The 14,167-nt window shown below is 71.0% G+C and carries 15 protein-coding genes; 6 read left to right on the forward strand and 9 right to left on the reverse strand.

Translation table 11 applies throughout. From position 1 onward, the window contains the following. Positions 1 to 23: 23 nt before the first annotated feature. Positions 24 to 725: a TetR/AcrR family transcriptional regulator gene (locus tag AB0K12_RS10725; RefSeq protein ID WP_364558123.1), complete on the reverse strand. Its 702-nt coding sequence runs from the start codon at positions 723 to 725 to the stop codon at positions 24 to 26. A 114-nt stretch (positions 726 to 839) separates the two neighbouring features. Between AB0K12_RS10725 and AB0K12_RS10730 the strand changes: the two genes are divergently transcribed. From AB0K12_RS10730 to AB0K12_RS10740, 3 genes are read left to right on the forward strand one after another with little or no spacing between them, the layout of a single operon-like run. Next, the gene (locus AB0K12_RS10730) at positions 840 to 1,193 is read left to right on the forward strand and encodes a YrdB family protein (RefSeq protein WP_364558126.1); all 354 of its coding nucleotides are present in this window, start codon (positions 840 to 842) and stop codon (positions 1,191 to 1,193) included. 2 nt (positions 1,194 to 1,195) lie between these two features. Then, positions 1,196 to 2,107 (forward strand): NAD-dependent epimerase/dehydratase family protein, encoded by a 912-nt coding sequence (locus tag AB0K12_RS10735; RefSeq protein WP_364558129.1) that lies wholly within the window; start codon positions 1,196 to 1,198, stop codon positions 2,105 to 2,107. Continuing rightward, positions 2,104 to 2,991 carry a Gfo/Idh/MocA family oxidoreductase gene (locus AB0K12_RS10740; RefSeq protein WP_364558132.1) on the forward strand — a complete coding sequence of 296 codons (888 nt, stop codon included), beginning with the start codon at positions 2,104 to 2,106 and terminating at the stop codon, positions 2,989 to 2,991. Before AB0K12_RS10735 ends, AB0K12_RS10740 begins: the two co-directional genes overlap by 4 nt. Here the strand turns inward: AB0K12_RS10740 and AB0K12_RS10745 are convergent. From AB0K12_RS10745 to AB0K12_RS10760, 4 genes are read right to left on the reverse strand one after another with little or no spacing between them, the layout of a single operon-like run. After that, complete coding sequence (locus AB0K12_RS10745) at positions 2,988 to 3,812, reverse strand: trypsin-like serine protease (RefSeq protein ID WP_364558135.1); 825 nt, start codon at positions 3,810 to 3,812, stop codon at positions 2,988 to 2,990. The two genes, AB0K12_RS10740 and AB0K12_RS10745, sit on opposite strands and share 4 nt — an antisense overlap. A gap of 57 nt (positions 3,813 to 3,869) precedes the next feature. Continuing rightward, positions 3,870 to 4,874, reverse strand: coding sequence for an acetamidase/formamidase family protein (locus AB0K12_RS10750; RefSeq protein WP_364558137.1), 1,005 nt, complete (start codon positions 4,872 to 4,874; stop codon positions 3,870 to 3,872). Further along, on the reverse strand, positions 4,871 to 6,238 hold the full coding sequence (locus tag AB0K12_RS10755) for an APC family permease (RefSeq protein WP_364558139.1): 1,368 nt from the start codon (positions 6,236 to 6,238) through the stop codon (positions 4,871 to 4,873). Before AB0K12_RS10755 ends, AB0K12_RS10750 begins: the two co-directional genes overlap by 4 nt. Positions 6,239 to 6,290: 52 nt before the next feature. Further along, positions 6,291 to 7,367 (reverse strand): substrate-binding domain-containing protein, encoded by a 1,077-nt coding sequence (locus AB0K12_RS10760; protein ID WP_364558142.1) that lies wholly within the window; start codon positions 7,365 to 7,367, stop codon positions 6,291 to 6,293. A gap of 48 nt (positions 7,368 to 7,415) precedes the next feature. On the opposite strand from AB0K12_RS10760, the gene AB0K12_RS10765 reads away from it, so the two are divergent. Continuing rightward, positions 7,416 to 7,862 (forward strand): MarR family transcriptional regulator, encoded by a 447-nt coding sequence (locus tag AB0K12_RS10765; protein WP_364558145.1) that lies wholly within the window; start codon positions 7,416 to 7,418, stop codon positions 7,860 to 7,862. 85 nt (positions 7,863 to 7,947) lie between these two features. Here AB0K12_RS10765 and AB0K12_RS10770 read toward each other — a convergent pair whose 3' ends face one another. Both AB0K12_RS10770 and AB0K12_RS10775 read right to left on the reverse strand, forming a co-directional pair. Further along, positions 7,948 to 8,151, reverse strand: coding sequence for a hypothetical protein (locus AB0K12_RS10770; protein WP_364558148.1), 204 nt, complete (start codon positions 8,149 to 8,151; stop codon positions 7,948 to 7,950). A 75-nt stretch (positions 8,152 to 8,226) separates the two neighbouring features. Then, positions 8,227 to 9,504: a Glu/Leu/Phe/Val dehydrogenase gene (locus AB0K12_RS10775; RefSeq protein ID WP_364558150.1), complete on the reverse strand. Its 1,278-nt coding sequence runs from the start codon at positions 9,502 to 9,504 to the stop codon at positions 8,227 to 8,229. A gap of 213 nt (positions 9,505 to 9,717) precedes the next feature. Here AB0K12_RS10775 and AB0K12_RS10780 point away from each other — a divergent pair, with 213 nt between their 5' ends. Together AB0K12_RS10780 and AB0K12_RS10785 are read left to right on the forward strand one after the other, a co-directional pair. Further along, complete coding sequence (locus tag AB0K12_RS10780; protein ID WP_364558153.1) at positions 9,718 to 11,268, forward strand: alkaline phosphatase D family protein; 1,551 nt, start codon at positions 9,718 to 9,720, stop codon at positions 11,266 to 11,268. 16 nt (positions 11,269 to 11,284) lie between these two features. Then, a complete protein-coding gene (locus tag AB0K12_RS10785) occupies positions 11,285 to 12,001 on the forward strand; it encodes a class I SAM-dependent methyltransferase (RefSeq protein WP_364558156.1) in 717 nt (238 codons plus the stop codon). A 40-nt stretch (positions 12,002 to 12,041) separates the two neighbouring features. On the opposite strand, the gene rocD is transcribed toward AB0K12_RS10785, so the two are convergent. Together rocD and ddaH are read right to left on the reverse strand one after the other, a co-directional pair. Beyond that, positions 12,042 to 13,259 (reverse strand): ornithine--oxo-acid transaminase, encoded by a 1,218-nt coding sequence (rocD, locus tag AB0K12_RS10790; protein ID WP_364558159.1) that lies wholly within the window; start codon positions 13,257 to 13,259, stop codon positions 12,042 to 12,044. Between the two features lies 1 nt (position 13,260). Continuing rightward, complete coding sequence (gene ddaH, locus AB0K12_RS10795) at positions 13,261 to 14,058, reverse strand: dimethylargininase (protein WP_364558162.1); 798 nt, start codon at positions 14,056 to 14,058, stop codon at positions 13,261 to 13,263. Positions 14,059 to 14,167: the final 109 nt, after the last annotated feature.

The raw sequence follows: 14,167 nt of genomic DNA on the forward strand, positions 1-14,167 counted from the left end.
TCAGTAAAACTTAGTAAGTCTCACTAAGCAAGTCCCAAGGTGCCCGCCGTCAGCCGCATGGTGTGCTCGAAGGCGGACTCCCGGTGCTCGATGGTGTTGTCGAACTGGCCGAACACCTCGAACGTGACCCAGCCGTACAACGTGCTCCACGCGGTGACCGCGCGCCAGACCACGGCGTCGGGCACCTCGGGCATCAGCTCGCGGATGGTCGCGGCGTCCCCCGCAAGTTCCTGCGCCGGCTCTTGTGGCGCCCCGTCGGAGGGCGGCCGGATCGCGCCGGCCCGCCAGGCGTCGGACACGAGGCGGCCCAGCACGACGACGTCGCGTACGCGGGCCTCGATCGTGGCCTGCGGCGCCTGGTAGCCGGGCACGGGGGAGCCGTAGATGAGCGCGAACTCGTGGGGGTGGGCCAGGGCCCAGCCGCGGACGGCGCGGCAGACCGCCAGCCACCGGCCGAGGTGGTCGTCGCGGGACACCTCGGCCTCGCCGGTCTCGACGGCCTCGCCGAGCGCGTCGTAGCCGTCGATGATCAGCGCGGTGAGCAGGTCATCGCGGCTCGGGAAATAGCGGTAGATGGCCGACGACACCATGCCCATCTCGCGGGCGACGGCCCGCAGGGACAGGCCGCCGGCTCCCTCGGTGGCGAGCCTGCGCCGTGCGATGTCGGTGATCTCCCTGGTCAGCTCGGCCCTGACGCGTTCTCTTGCGGTGCGGCTGGCGGTCATGCCGAGCAGATTATCAGAGCGGTGCCAAAAAACGAGAGCACTGCTCTTGACGATAAGCGCTCTTTTGAGAGAGCATTGCTCTCGTAAGAGAACGCCGCCCTTGGAGGCCCCCCGATGTTGTCCCTCGCTAAGAACGCCAACGCGCTCCTGATGTTCCTCCTGGAGCTGGGGGTGCTGGTCTCCGTCGGTTACTGGGGCTTCACCCTGAGCCCGAACTGGGGCGTGAAGCTCCTGGCCGGGCTCGTCGGCCCGGCGCTGTTCATCGCCGCGTGGGCGGTGTTCGGGGCCGGCGGTGGCGAGAACGCCGTCTATCCGCTGACCGGCCTGGCCCGCGCCGCGCTGGAGATCCTCTGGTTCGGCGGCGGCGCCCTGGCGCTCTACGCCTCGGGCCTGGTCACCTCGGCGTTCGTCTTCTTCGCGCTCTTCGTCGTCAACGCGGTTCTCCGCCTCATCTGGAACGAGGTCTGATCATGGGCAAGCACGTCGTCGTGGGCTCCGGCCAGGTCGGTGCACACCTGGCGAGGAAGCTCCTCTCGCGCGGCCACGAGGTCGTGGTCGTGACCCGCTCGGGCCGCGGCCCCGACGGGGCGGTCAAGGTGGCCGCCGACGTGGCCGACAAGGCCAGGCTCACCGAGCTCACCGAGGGCGCCGACGTCCTCTACAACTGCGTCAACCCCCGCTATGACCGCTGGCCGGCCGACTGGCCGCCGATGGCCGCCGCGTTCCTGGCCGCCGCCGAGGCCACCGGCGCCGTCTACGTGCTGCTCGGCAACCTCTACCCGTACGGGCCCGTCACCGGCCCCATGACCGAGGACCTGCCGCTCGCCTCCACCGACCCCAAGTTCCGGGTGCGGACCAAGATGTGGCAGGACGCGCTGGCCGCGCACGAGGCGGGCCGCATCAGGGCCACCGAGGTCCGCGCGTCCGACTTCTTCGGGCCCGGCGCCACCGACCAGTCCTACCTGGGCGACCGGTTCCTCAAGCCGCTGCGCGCGGGCAAGACGATCCCGCTGGTGTGGCCGGCCGACGTGCCGCACACGTGGTCGTACCTGCCGGACGTGGCGGAGGCGCTGATCACGGCCGGCGCGGACGAGCGGGCCTGGGGCCGCCCCTGGCACGTGCCGAGCGGGGAGCCGCTGACCTTCCGGCAAGTGGGCGAGCGCATGGCCGCGCTGCTGGGCCGGCCCGCGCCGCGCATGTTCCAGATCCCGTGGCCGGTGATCAGGGCGGCAGGGCCGTTCTCGTACATGATCGGCGAGCTGGCGCACGTCCGCTACCAGTTCATCGAGCCGTTCGTGATGGACTCGTCGGCCTTCCAGCGGACGTTCGGCGTCGCGCCTACCCCGATCGACGAGGCGCTCAAGGCTACGCTCGACGCGTGAAGATTGCCATGATCGGGCTGGGCGACATCGCGGAGAAGGCCTACCTGCCCGTGCTCGCCGCGCAGCCCGCACTCGACCTGCACCTGTGCACCCGCAACCAGGCCCGCCTCGACCGGCTCGGCGACGCCTACCGCATCGCCGCCCGCTACACCGGCGTGGACGAGGTGATCAAGGCGGGGGTGCGGGCGGCGTTCGTGCACGCGGCCACCGAGGCGCACCCGGAGATCGTCGAGCCGCTGCTCGCCGCCGGGGTCCACGTCTACGTGGACAAGCCCATCGCCTACACGCTGGCCGACGCGGAGCGCCTGGTCCGGCTGGCCAGGGACGAGGACAGGTCGCTCATGGTGGGCTTCAACCGGCGTCACGCCCCCGGCTACGCCGAGCTGGTCGCCCATCCGCGCCGCCTGGTGCTGATGGAGAAGAACCGGCTCAACCATCCCGACACCCCGCGCCGGGCGATCTTCGACGACTTCATCCACGTGGCCGACACGCTCAGGTTCCTCGCGCCCGGCCAGGTCACCGACACCACGATCAGGACCCGCGTCCACGACGGGCTCATCGAGCACATCGTGCTCGAGCTGTCCGGCGACGGCTTCACCGCCATCGGCGTCATGAACAGGATGAGCGGCGCCAGCGAGGAGACCTGCGAGGTCATGGGCGACGGCACCAAGCGGCGGGTGGTCAACCTGGGCGACGTGATCGACTACGAGGGCGGCGAGCGGCTCGTCCGCAGGCCCGACTGGGTGCCGGTGGCCAGGCAGCGCGGCATCGAGCAGATCTGCCTGGAGTTCCTGGCCGCCGTACGCGAGGAGCGCCGCATCGACGCGGGCGACGCGCTGGCCACCCACGCCCTCTGCGAGCGGATCGTCGAGCACGCCGGCTAATCAGTGGGGCGCGCGAGCATCGTCTCGTCGGCCCTGGCGAACATGCGGCCGAACACCTTGCCGCCCAGCCGGGCCAGCACGGTGTAGCCCTCGGCGTCGCGCAGCGGGCTCGATGACGACACCACGCCCGCGATCGCGCCGCCGTACAGCGCGGGGCCGCCGCTGCCGCCCGCGGTGGCGTGGCAGTTGTGGGTCACCATCAGCCCTGGGCCCTTGCGCACGGCCTCGACGGTGTCGCCGACGCACCGGTACAGCACCGTGCCCGGGTAGCCTTTGCCCGCCGGGTAGCCGAGCAGTTCGAGGCCGCGCAGCTCGGTGCCGCGCGCGGTGGGCATCGCCTTCAGCCCGCGCCCGGTGACGGCCTCCAGCGGGCGCTTGCGGCGGGCGACGCCGACCAGCCCCACGTCGTACGGCAGCAGGTCCGGCGAGTACGGCCGCGAGCGCCACCTGGCCGGCACCCACGTGCGCACGACCGGCCAGACGCCCAGCTTCGGCCGCCCCCGATCGAAGCCCGGCAGGAACGCGAGGTGTTCGAGCAGCCGCCCGCCGCGGTAGAGGCAGTGCGCCGCCGTCAGCACCAGGCTGCGGCTGCGCGAGCCGATCACCGTCCCCCCGCACAACACGTCGGTCTTGGCGACGGGGTCGCGGCCGAGCAGCACCCCCGTCAGCCGCCGCGCCCCCGTGTAGGGGCGCGGGACCGGCGCGTAGCCCAGGCGGTCACCGTCGGGGGTGAGGACGCTGGAAGCGGGAACGTCGCGTTGGGACACCTCGGTGACGGCGGCTGGATCGAGCAGGACCAGGGACAGCACCAACCTGAGCACCCTCACACCCTATGGGGAAGATGATCAGTGCCCTGACCTGCGACATCAATGTTTACCCTAACTTGTGTACGCGGAACCCAGGGCCCGCAGCCGGGCGTGCACGTCCTCGTAGACGGAGGCCCGGCCGAGGTACGCCTTGGGCAGTTTGGCGACCATCGTGTAGTTGGTGTCGCAGACGTTCCCGACCGGCGCCTGCCCGGCCTGGCTGACGAGCTGGTAGGCGTCGAGCGTGTCGAGCCCGGTCAGCTCGGAGGTCCAGGTGACGAGGTCGTGCTGGCTGATGCGGTAGGCGTCCTCCAGCGGCCGGGCCGAGCCGGTGGACATCAGGTGCCCGTCGTCCTCCAGCCGCGGCCACGGCGTGGACACGCCCTTGATCAGCTCGACCGCGACCACGGTGTTCATGGCCGACTCCACGGCGGTGCCGCACACCTCGCCGTGCCCCTGCAGGCCGTGGCCGTCGCCGACGGAGAACAGCCCGCCCTCCACGTTGACGCCGAGGTAGACGGTGACGCCCGCGCGCAGCTCGGGGGTGTCCATGTTGCCGCCGTGGGCGTCGGGGGTGATCGACATGCGGACCTCGTTCGCGCCCGGCGCCACGCCGACCGTGCCGTGCATGGGGTCGAGCGGCAGGTCCACGCTGAAGTCGCTGTTGCGGGCGTGGTAGACGGCCACGTTCCGCTCCAGGTCGATGTCGTAGCGCCAGACCCGCTCCTCCAGCGGCGGGTGCAGCATGGCCGTGGTGTGGGTCGCGGTCAGCGCGCCGAAGTGCGGGAACGTGGTGGAGACCGCCCAGTCCCTGGCCGGGGTGATCGAGATGAAGTGCAGCGCCAGCGTGTCGCCCGGCTCGGCGCCCTCGACGTGGAAGGGGCCTGTCACGGGGTTGAGGTAGGGGAACTCGCACACCTGGGACGGCAGGTCGTCCACGGTACGCACCCGGCCGCCGAAGCAGTCCTCGGTGTAGATCTCCAGGATCGTGCCCGGCCGTACCTTGCCGACGGCCGCGCGCCCCCCGAAGGTGTAGCTCAGCTCTTCCGGCGCGGGGTGGTAGGAGACGACGTTCACTTGACCTCCGTGGGAAGTTCGGGCCGGCGTCCCACCACGTAGGAGACGCCGATGACGACCAGGCCGATCGCGAGCCAGACGCCGCCGACCCACTGCGCGGCGACGTTCTGGTTGATGACGACGGCCACCAGCACCGCGAAGCCGATCGCGGGCGCGATGAGGTGCGCCCAGATGTTCCGGCTGCGCTTCTTAATCATGTAGTGGACGACCACAGCGACGTGGAGCAGCAGGAACGCGCTCATCGCACCGAAGTTGACCAGGGAGGCCAGCTCCCCGATGCCATTGTCGCGCAGGCTCATGAAGACGCCGAGCGTGACCGACACGGCGGCCACCGCGAACGTCGCGTTGACCGGCACCCTGTGCTTGGGATGCACCTTCGCCAGGAACGCGGGCAGCTGCCGGTCGCGGGCCATCGCGAACAGCAGCCGCGAGGTGGCGGCCTGCGCGACCAGAGAGTTGGCGAAGCCCCAGGCGATGGCGGTGGCGACGGCGGTGAGCACGGACAGCCACGGCCCGCCGGCGAAGGCGGCCGTGTCGTAGAAGGCGTTGCCGGTGAGGTCGCCTTCGGCGATCAGCTGCTCCCTGTTCGGGGTGAGCAGCGCGGCCACCCACGTCTGCACCACGAACAGCACCGCGGCCACGCCCAGCGCGGCGACCATGGAACGGCCGAGCCTGCGCGCGTCCTCGCGGTTCTCCTCGGCGAGCGTCGAGATGCCGTCGAAGCCGAGGAACGACAGCACCGCCACCGACGCCGCCGCGAACACGACGGTCCAGGTGAAGGAGGAGGGGTCGAAGAGCGGGGTGAGCGCGCCCGCCTGCGCCTTGCCCTGGGCCAGCGCGACGCCGCCGACCACCAGGAAGATCGCGAGCACGGCCAGCTCGGCGACCAGCATGATCCGGGTGATCCTGGCCGTCATCTGGATGCCCAGGTAGTTGACGACGGTGTTGAGCAGCACGAACGCCACCAGCCACGCCCAGACGGGGACGGCCGGGACGAACGAGTTCATCGCCGTGCTCGCCACCAGATAGAGCAGCGAGGGCACGAGCACGTAGTCCAGCAGGATCGCCCAGCCGGCGAAGAAGCCGACGGGGGCCGCGATGCCGCGCCCGGCGTAGGTGTAGACCGAGCCTGCCATCGGGAACGCCCTGGCCATCTGCGCGTACGACAGCGCGGTGAACGCCATCGCCACGAGCCCGACGACGTACGCCAGCGCCACCATGCCGTGCGAGATGGAGAAGACGTTGCCGAAGATGCCGAAGGGCGCGATCGGCACCATGAAGATCAGGCCATAGATCATCAGATCGGCGAAGCCCAGGGACCGCTGGAGTTCCTGGCGGTAGCCGAACTGCTCGACTGTGCTCATGTACGGCTCCTAGCTGCTAAGGGGGCGATTGGCACCTTAGAGCCAAAGCTTTCTACTGAAAAGATTTCTCCAGAAAGAAATCAAGGCCGTCGGCCCTGCCCAGGTGGACGGGGTGGCGCACCTGGTGGTCGAGCAGCGTCAGCGTGCCCCGCGCGCTGGTGATCGTGGTGCCGTCGGCCACCGCGTCCAGCGCGGGCACCGCCAGCGAGCCGGCCCGCGCGCACAGCGCCGCCAGCATCGCCACCGCCTCGTAGCAGCCGTGGCCGTGCGCGTTGAGCAGCGGCGCGTCCGCGCCGAACCGGGCCGCGTAGCGCTCGGCGAAGCCCTGACCGGCCTCCGTGGGCAGGTTGCGGAAGTAGCCCATCGAGGCGTACAGGCCGCCCGTGACATCGCCGCCGATGCCCAGCAGGCCGTGCTCCTCCAGCGCCCCGCACAGCCGCACCGCGCTCAGCCCCGCCGCCGCGTACGCCCGGTTGAAGGCCACCAGGTCGCTGCCGATCAGCGTCAGCAGGATCGCGTCAGGCCGGGCGCCCGCCACCCGGTCCAGCCAGTGCACGGCCTGTCCGTACGCGACGAGGCTCTCGCCCACCACCGTGGCGCCCGCCGCGCGCAGCCGCCCGCGCGCCCTGGCGTGCACCAGGCGCGGCCAGATGTAGTCGTTGCCCAGCAGGTACCAGCGGCGGGCGTGGGAGGCGGTCAGCCGATCGATGCCGGGGACGAGCTGCCTGTCGGGGGTCTCGCCCAGGAAGTAGACGCCTGGCGCGCGGCCGCCGCCCTCGTACGGAGGCGCGTACACGAACGGCACCCGCCCCGCGATCGCCGCCACCACCGCCACCCGCACGTCGCTGGCGTGCGCCCCGGCCACGGCGGAGATCGTGCCGGACCGCACGAGAGCGGCCACCTCGTCCGCGACCTGCGGCGCGGGCCGCCCGCCGTCGATGAGCACCAGCTCGACCGGCCGGCCCAGCATGCCGCCCCTGCCGTTGATCTCCTCGGCGGCCAGCACCGCGCAGTTGATCGCGCAGGGCCCCATCAGGCCGAGCACCCCCGACACGGGGACGACCAGCGCGATCCTGATCGCGTCGGAGGGGAGGAGCCGCGCTTCGAGAGGATCGACCGTCGCCGCCACGCCGACGAGTATCCTCCTCTACAACCCCCCGACGAAAGGACCACTTCGATGACCACTCATGGGCTCGGGTCCTCACTCGCCTACTTGCTGAGCCGTGCGGAGCGCAGCGTCAACCGGGGGCTCGCGGCGGTGCTCGCCGGCGAGGGGGTCACCGTCGAGCAGTGGCGCATCATGCGGGCGCTGGCCGACGGGCGGGGCGAGTCGATGGGCGAGCTGGCCGAGGCGGTGCTGATGCCGCACCCCACGCTGACCAAGGCCGTCGACCGGCTCATCGACCGCGCGCTGGTCTATCGCGGCCCGGCCAAGGGCGACCGGCGGCGGGTGGCGGTGTTCGTCTCAGGGCGGGGGGCCGAGCTGCTGGCCCGCATCGACGGCGCCGTGGCCGAGCAGCAGGGGCTGATCGCGCTGGCGTTCGGCGCCGAGCGCACCGAGCAGCTCATGCGGGATCTGGAGAGCCTGGTCGCCGCCCTCGACCACGCCGAGCTGAAGGCCTGAGCAGGCAGGCGGGCCGCCGGCGCGCCTGAGGCCGCAGAACGCCGCCGCCCCCTGACCGCCCCGGCCTCCCGGCCGCCTGAGGGCGTCAGCTCCCCTCGCGCTTCTTGGCGGAGTCGGCCCAGATGATCGCCGCCACGCCGGCCGCCGCCACTCCCAGATAGCCCGGCAGCGGCAGGTCCACGAGCCGATGCAGGAAGCCCCAGTTGCTGTCGAACCACATCCGCCCGGCGAACCCGGCGAGCCCTTGGATGATGGCGATCACGCCGACGATGTTGACGATTCCTCTCATGCGTCAAGGCTCGCAACACGAGGCCCGCCCCGGCATCGAACCTTGGGCGGGCCTCCTGCTACCAAAGTCGCGCGCTCACGGGTAGAGGCCGCGCATCCGGTGCGCCTCGGCCACCCGGCTCACGCCGATGACGTGCGCCGCCTGCCTGAGCGTCAGCCCGCGCTCGGCGGCCAGCGCCTTCACCTCGTCGAAGGCGTTCAGCATCAGCTCGCGCAGCTTGAGCTCGATCTCGCCCGAGCTCCACGAGCACGCCTGCAGGTTCTGCACCCACTCCAGGTACGACACGATCACCCCGCCGGCGTTGGCGAGGATGTCCGGCACGACCGTGGTGCCGTTGGCCGCGAGTATCTCGTCGGCCTCGGGCGTGGTGGGCCCGTTGGCGCCCTCCACGACCAGGCGGGCGCGGACGCGCGACGCGTTGGCCTCGGTGATGACGCCTTCGAGCGCGGCCGGGACGAGCACGTCCACGTCCAGCTCGAACAGGTCGTCGTGGGCCATCGCGTCGGCCTGGGCGTACCCGCGCACGCCGCCGCTCTCGGCGACCCACGCGCGCAGCGCGGCGACGTCGAGCCCGCGCCCGTCGTGGACGGCGCCGGTGATGTCGGAGACCGCCACGACCTTGCAGCCGGCGTCGGCGAGGTATTGGGCGGCGAGCGCGCCCACCTTGCCGAAGCCCTGCACGGCCACGGTCACGCCCTCGGGCGGGCGGCCGAGCGCGGCCAGCGCCGCGATCTGCACGCCGCGCGAGGTCGCGCCGCCGCGGCCGAGCGAGCCGCCCAGGGTCATGGGCTTGCCGGTGACCACCCCTGGCACCGAGTAGCCCGCGTTGACGCTGTAGGTGTCCATGATCCAGGCCATGGTCTGCTCGTCGGTGCCGACGTCGGGGGCCGGGATGTCCTTCTCCGGGCCGATCAGCGGCAGGATCTCGTTGACGTAGCGGCGGGTGAGCCGCTCCAGCTCGCGGGTGGTGAGCCCGGTCGGGTCCACGGCCACGCCGCCTTTGGCGCCGCCGTACGGGATGCCGACCAGTGCGCACTTCCACGTCATCCACATGGCGAGTGCGGTGACCTCGTGGATGTCGGTCGCCGGATGAAAGCGGATGCCGCCCTTGGCGGGCCCGCGCGAGACGTTGTGCTGGACCCGGAAGCCCTGGACGACGTCCAGGCTGCCGTCCTCGCGCCGCACCGGGACCGAGACGGTCAGCGAGCGGCGGGGCGTGGCCAGCATCGTGCGGAGCCCGTTGTCCAGGCCGAGGTGCGCGGCGGCCTGGTCGAGCTGGTGCAGGGCGGAGTCGAGGGCTTGACGGCCCGGGGTGATCAGGGCCGGCGTCGTTGACGGCACCATGATGCTCATGGAAGAAATTCCTCCTGTTATGTACGCCCTATTGCGGAAAAGGCGCCATTGCCATTCCCTTTGGGCGTTGTTGTTACGATCATCCTAGAGCGGGTGGTTTGACCTTGCCTAGTTGTCGATGAAATCCAGGCCGGTGATCGGGATGCCGCGGTCGTGCCACTCTGGCAGGCTTACAAGCGCAGAGTGTGCCGAAACGTCGAATCGGGGGGTGACATGACCGCACTCGTGGTGGGGCCGATGCTCAGATACGTCGACTCCGTCAGCGCCTCGATCTGGGTGGAGACCGCCGAACCCTGCACGGTCGCCGTCGAGGCGGACGGCAGGACTTACCGGTCGCCTACCTTCACCGTGCACGGTCACCACTACGCGATCGTGGATCTCGTTGAGTTGTCCCAGGATATCGCGTCGTACACGGTCAGTTGCGACGGGGAGCAGGTATGGCCGCCGGCGGGTCGCCCGCCGAGCCGCATCCGGCTGCTGCCCGCCGACGGGGTGCGGCGGCTGGCGTTCGGCTCGTGCCGCACCAGCGTGCCCCACGACGCCTTCCACGTACGTACGCACGGTGACGACGTGCTGCGCGCCTACGGTGAGCACCTCGCCCAGGCCGACGACGACGAGTGGCCCGACCTGCTGCTGCTCCTCGGCGACCAGGTCTACGCCGACAGCCCGTCGCCCGACATGCTGGCCTTCATCCGCTCCCGCAGGGGCGACACCGAGCCCCAGGGGGAGATCGCCGACTTCGAGGAGTACGCCGAGCTCTACCGCCAGGCGTGGACCGAGACCGAGATCCGCTGGCTGCTGTCCACCGTGCCGACGGCGATGATCTTCGACGACCACGACCTGCGCGACGACTGGAACACCTCCCAGCCCTGGCGCGAGCAGATGGCCACGACGCCGTGGTGGCAGCGCCGGGTCGTCGCCGGCCTCGGCGCCTACTGGGTCTACCAGCACCTCGGCAACCTCTCACCGGCCGAGCGCGCCGAGGACCCACTGCTGGCCAAGCTGATGGCCGGCGACGGGGGAGCGGCGCTCGACGCGTTCGCCGAGAAGGCCGACGCCGAGCCGAGCAGCAACCGCTGGAGCTACGCCCGCGACCTCGGCACCGCCCGGCTGATCATGGTCGACACCCGGTGCGCCAGGCAGCTCACCCCCGGCGACCGTCGCATGCTCGACGCCGAGGAGTGGGCCTGGCTGGAGGAGGAGGTGCGCAAGCCCGCCGAGCGGCTCATCATCGGCTCGTCGATCCCGTTCCTGCTGCCCGAGGGCGTCCACGGCGTCCAAAACTGGAACGAGGCCCTGGCCGACGGCAAGTGGGGGCCGTTCGTCCGCCGCTGGTCGGAGACGTTCAGGCAGGCCATCGACCTGGAGCACTGGGCGGCCTTCCGCCGCTCGTTCGAGGACCTCGCCAGGCTGCTCATCGCGCTCGGCAAGCCGGCCTACATCCTGTCGGGCGACGTCCACTACTCCTACCTCGCCAAGGCCGACCGCGGGCAGGTCTTCCAGCTCGTCTGCTCGCCCATCCGCAACCCGCTCAGCCGGATGCTGCGCTGGGCCAACGTCTTCACCCAGTTCTCCGTCGCCACCCTGGTCGGCAGCCTGCTGGCGCGCCTGGCCGGCGTCCCGCGCCCGCCGTTCCGCTGGCGCATCACCAAGGGCCCCTGGTTCCAGAACGCGCTGGCCACGCTCGACCTGCCGAACACGGTCACCTGGTACGGCTCCACCGGCGAGGTCATCGCACCCATCGACGCCACCGAGCTGCGCTGAATCTAAGCTCGTCCGCATGCTTGACGATCCCTATGCCCCTGCCGTGCCCTTCTACGACCTCTTCCACGAGGACGGCCACGTGCCGGCGATCCGTGAGTCGCTGCCCCCGCTGCTCGACGGAGTGCGGCGTGGCGTCATCGAGATCGGCGCGGGCACCGGACTGATCACCGAGGTCATCGCCCGTGCCACGCCGGGTGAGATCTACGCCGTGGAGCCGTCGCCCGGCATGCGGTCGGTGCTGGTCAACCGGCTGGCCCACGACCCCGAACTGCTGCGCCGGGTGACCGTGCTGCCGTGCGGCGGGCTGGACGTGAAGGTGGACGAGCCCGCCCAGGCGGTCGTGATGATCTCGGTGCTGCAGAGCTTCACCGCCGCCGAGCGGCCCGAGCTGTGGCGGGTGCTGGCCGGGCACCTGGAGACGGACGGGCGGCTGGTGTTCAACTGGCGTGACCGCGACCTGCCCAGGCCGGAGGCAGAGCCGGGAGTCATGGGGTCCTACACCGTGGGGCGGCACACGTACGAGGTGGCCGGGCAGGTGCTCGACGTCACCGGTGACCGCGTCACCTCGCGCTTCCTCTACCGGGTCAGGCAGGGCGACCTGCTCCTCAGCGAGGACGAGGTGGTGAGCACCGCCCACCGGCCGGCCGGGGCGGTGCTGGCGGCCGAGCTGAAGGAGGCGGGCTTCGTCCGGGACGACGCCCCCGACGGCATGCAGGTGTGGCGCGCCTCCTGAGCGCGCGTGAGGGCCGGAGGCGTGGCCTCCGGCCCCCGCGTCACCTGCTCTGGAGCTCGTAGACGGCGTCCACGAGCTGGTCGAGCGCCCAGTGGAGGTCGTCCTCCGAGACCACGATGGGCGGGGCCAGGCGGATCGTGGAGCCGTGGGTGTCCTTGGCCAGCACGCCGCGCTTCAGCAGCGCCTTCGACACCTCGCGCCCGGTGCCGACGTCGGGGTGGATGTCCACGCCCGCCCACAGCCCGCGCCCGCGCACCTCGATCACCGCGCCGTGGCCCACCAGCTCGCGCAGCCGGCCGAGCATCAGCTCGCCGAGCTTGGCGGCCCTGGCCTGGAACTCGCCGGTGTTGAGTATCTCGATCACGGCGTTGGCGACCGCGCAGGCCAGCGGGTTGCCGCCGAACGTGGAGCCGTGCTGGCCCGGATGGATGACGCCGAGCACGTCGCGGTCGGCCGCGATGGCCGACACCGGGACCACGCCGCCGCCGAGCGCCTTGCCCATGACGTAGATGTCGGGCACGACGCCCTCGTGGTCGCAGGCGAACGTGTGGCCGGTGCGCCCGAGCCCCGACTGGATCTCGTCGGCGATCAGCAGCACGCCCTCGGCCGAGCACAGCTCCCGCAGCTCGGTCAGGTAGCCGTCCGGCGGCACCAGCACCCCGGCCTCGCCCTGGATCGGCTCGACCAGCACGGCCACCGTCGCCGCGTCCATGGCCTCGCGGACCGCCTCGGCGGAGCCGTACGGGACGATGCGGAAGCCCGGCGTGTACGGGCCGAAGCCGTCGTGCGCGTCGGGATCGGTGGAGAAGCTGATGATCGTCGTCGTACGGCCGTGGAAGTTGCCGTCCATGACGATGATGTTGGCCTGGTCGGGCTCGACGCCCTTGACCTCGTAACCCCACTTGCGGGCCACCTTGATCGCGGTCTCGACGGCCTCGGCGCCGGTGTTCATGGGCAGGACCATGTCCTTGCCCGTCAGGTCGCCGAGCCCGGCGCAGAACTGCGCGAACTGGTCGTGGTAGAAGGCGCGGCTGGTCAGCGTGAGCCGCTCGAGCTGCTCACGCGCCGCCTCGATGATCTTCGGGTGGCGGTGGCCGAAGTTCAGCGACGAGTAGCCGGACAGGCAGTCGAGGTAACGCTTGCCCTCGACGTCGGTGACCCACGCGCCGTCGGCCTCGTGGATGACGACGGGCAGTGGATGATAGTTGTGCGCGCTGCGGCGCTCGCTTATCTCGATCAGCTCTGCGCTGGTGATCATGTCAGTTGTCCCCCCTGATCTCCAGTGTGCAGCACTTGGGGCCGCCACCCGCCTTGCGCAGCTCCGACAGGTCGACGGGGATCACCTCGTACCCGCGCCGCTTGAGTTCCAACTGCAGGTCGGCCGCCTCGGCGTTGATGACCACGTTCGTGCCGTCGCTGACCGCGTTGAGGCCGAGCACCTCGGCGTCCTGGGCGGTCGCGAGCACCGCGTCGGGGAACATGCGGCGCAGCACCGCGAGGCTCCCGGGCGAGAACGCCTCGGGGAAGTAGGCCACGTTGTGCCCGTCGAGCGGGAACAGCGCCGTGTCCAGGTGGTAGAAGCGCGGGTCCACCAGCGTCAGCGAGACGACGGGGCGGCCGAGGTACTCCTGCGCCTCCTGGTGGGCCACCACGTCCGTGCGGAAGCCGGTGCCGGCCAGGATGACCTCGTCGAGGGTGAGGAAGTCGCCCTCGCCCTCGTTGACGTGCGCCGGCTCCATCACCGGGTAGCCGCGCTCGGCGAACCAGCGCAGGTAGGCGGGTCCCTCCGCGGCGCGCTGCGGGTAGGCGAAGCGGGCGCCGTAGACGCGGCCGCCCGCGACCAGCGCGCCGTTCGCGGCGAAGACCATGTCGGGCAGGCCGTCGATCGGCTCGATCAGGCTCACCTCGTGCCCGAGCTCCTCGTACGCCGACTTCAGGCCCTCCCACTGCCGGACCGCGATGTCACGGTCGGCGCCCGCCTCGGGATGCATCCACGGGTTGATGGCGTACTCGACCGCGAAATAGTCCGGACGGCACATGAGGAAGTGTTTGGGCATGCAGCCCTCCATCGGCTCTCTAAGCAGGGAAAACTCCACGATGCGGAGATGAGGACAGCCTAAGAACGCCGATTCGGGCGGCCAAGGGCTTGACATTGCGCGTTCGCGC

Origin of the sequence: Nonomuraea sp. NPDC049419, assembly GCF_040676995.1 — a bacterium.
In the GTDB taxonomy this organism is placed as follows: Bacteria; Actinomycetota; Actinomycetes; order Streptosporangiales; family Streptosporangiaceae; genus Nonomuraea; species Nonomuraea salmonea.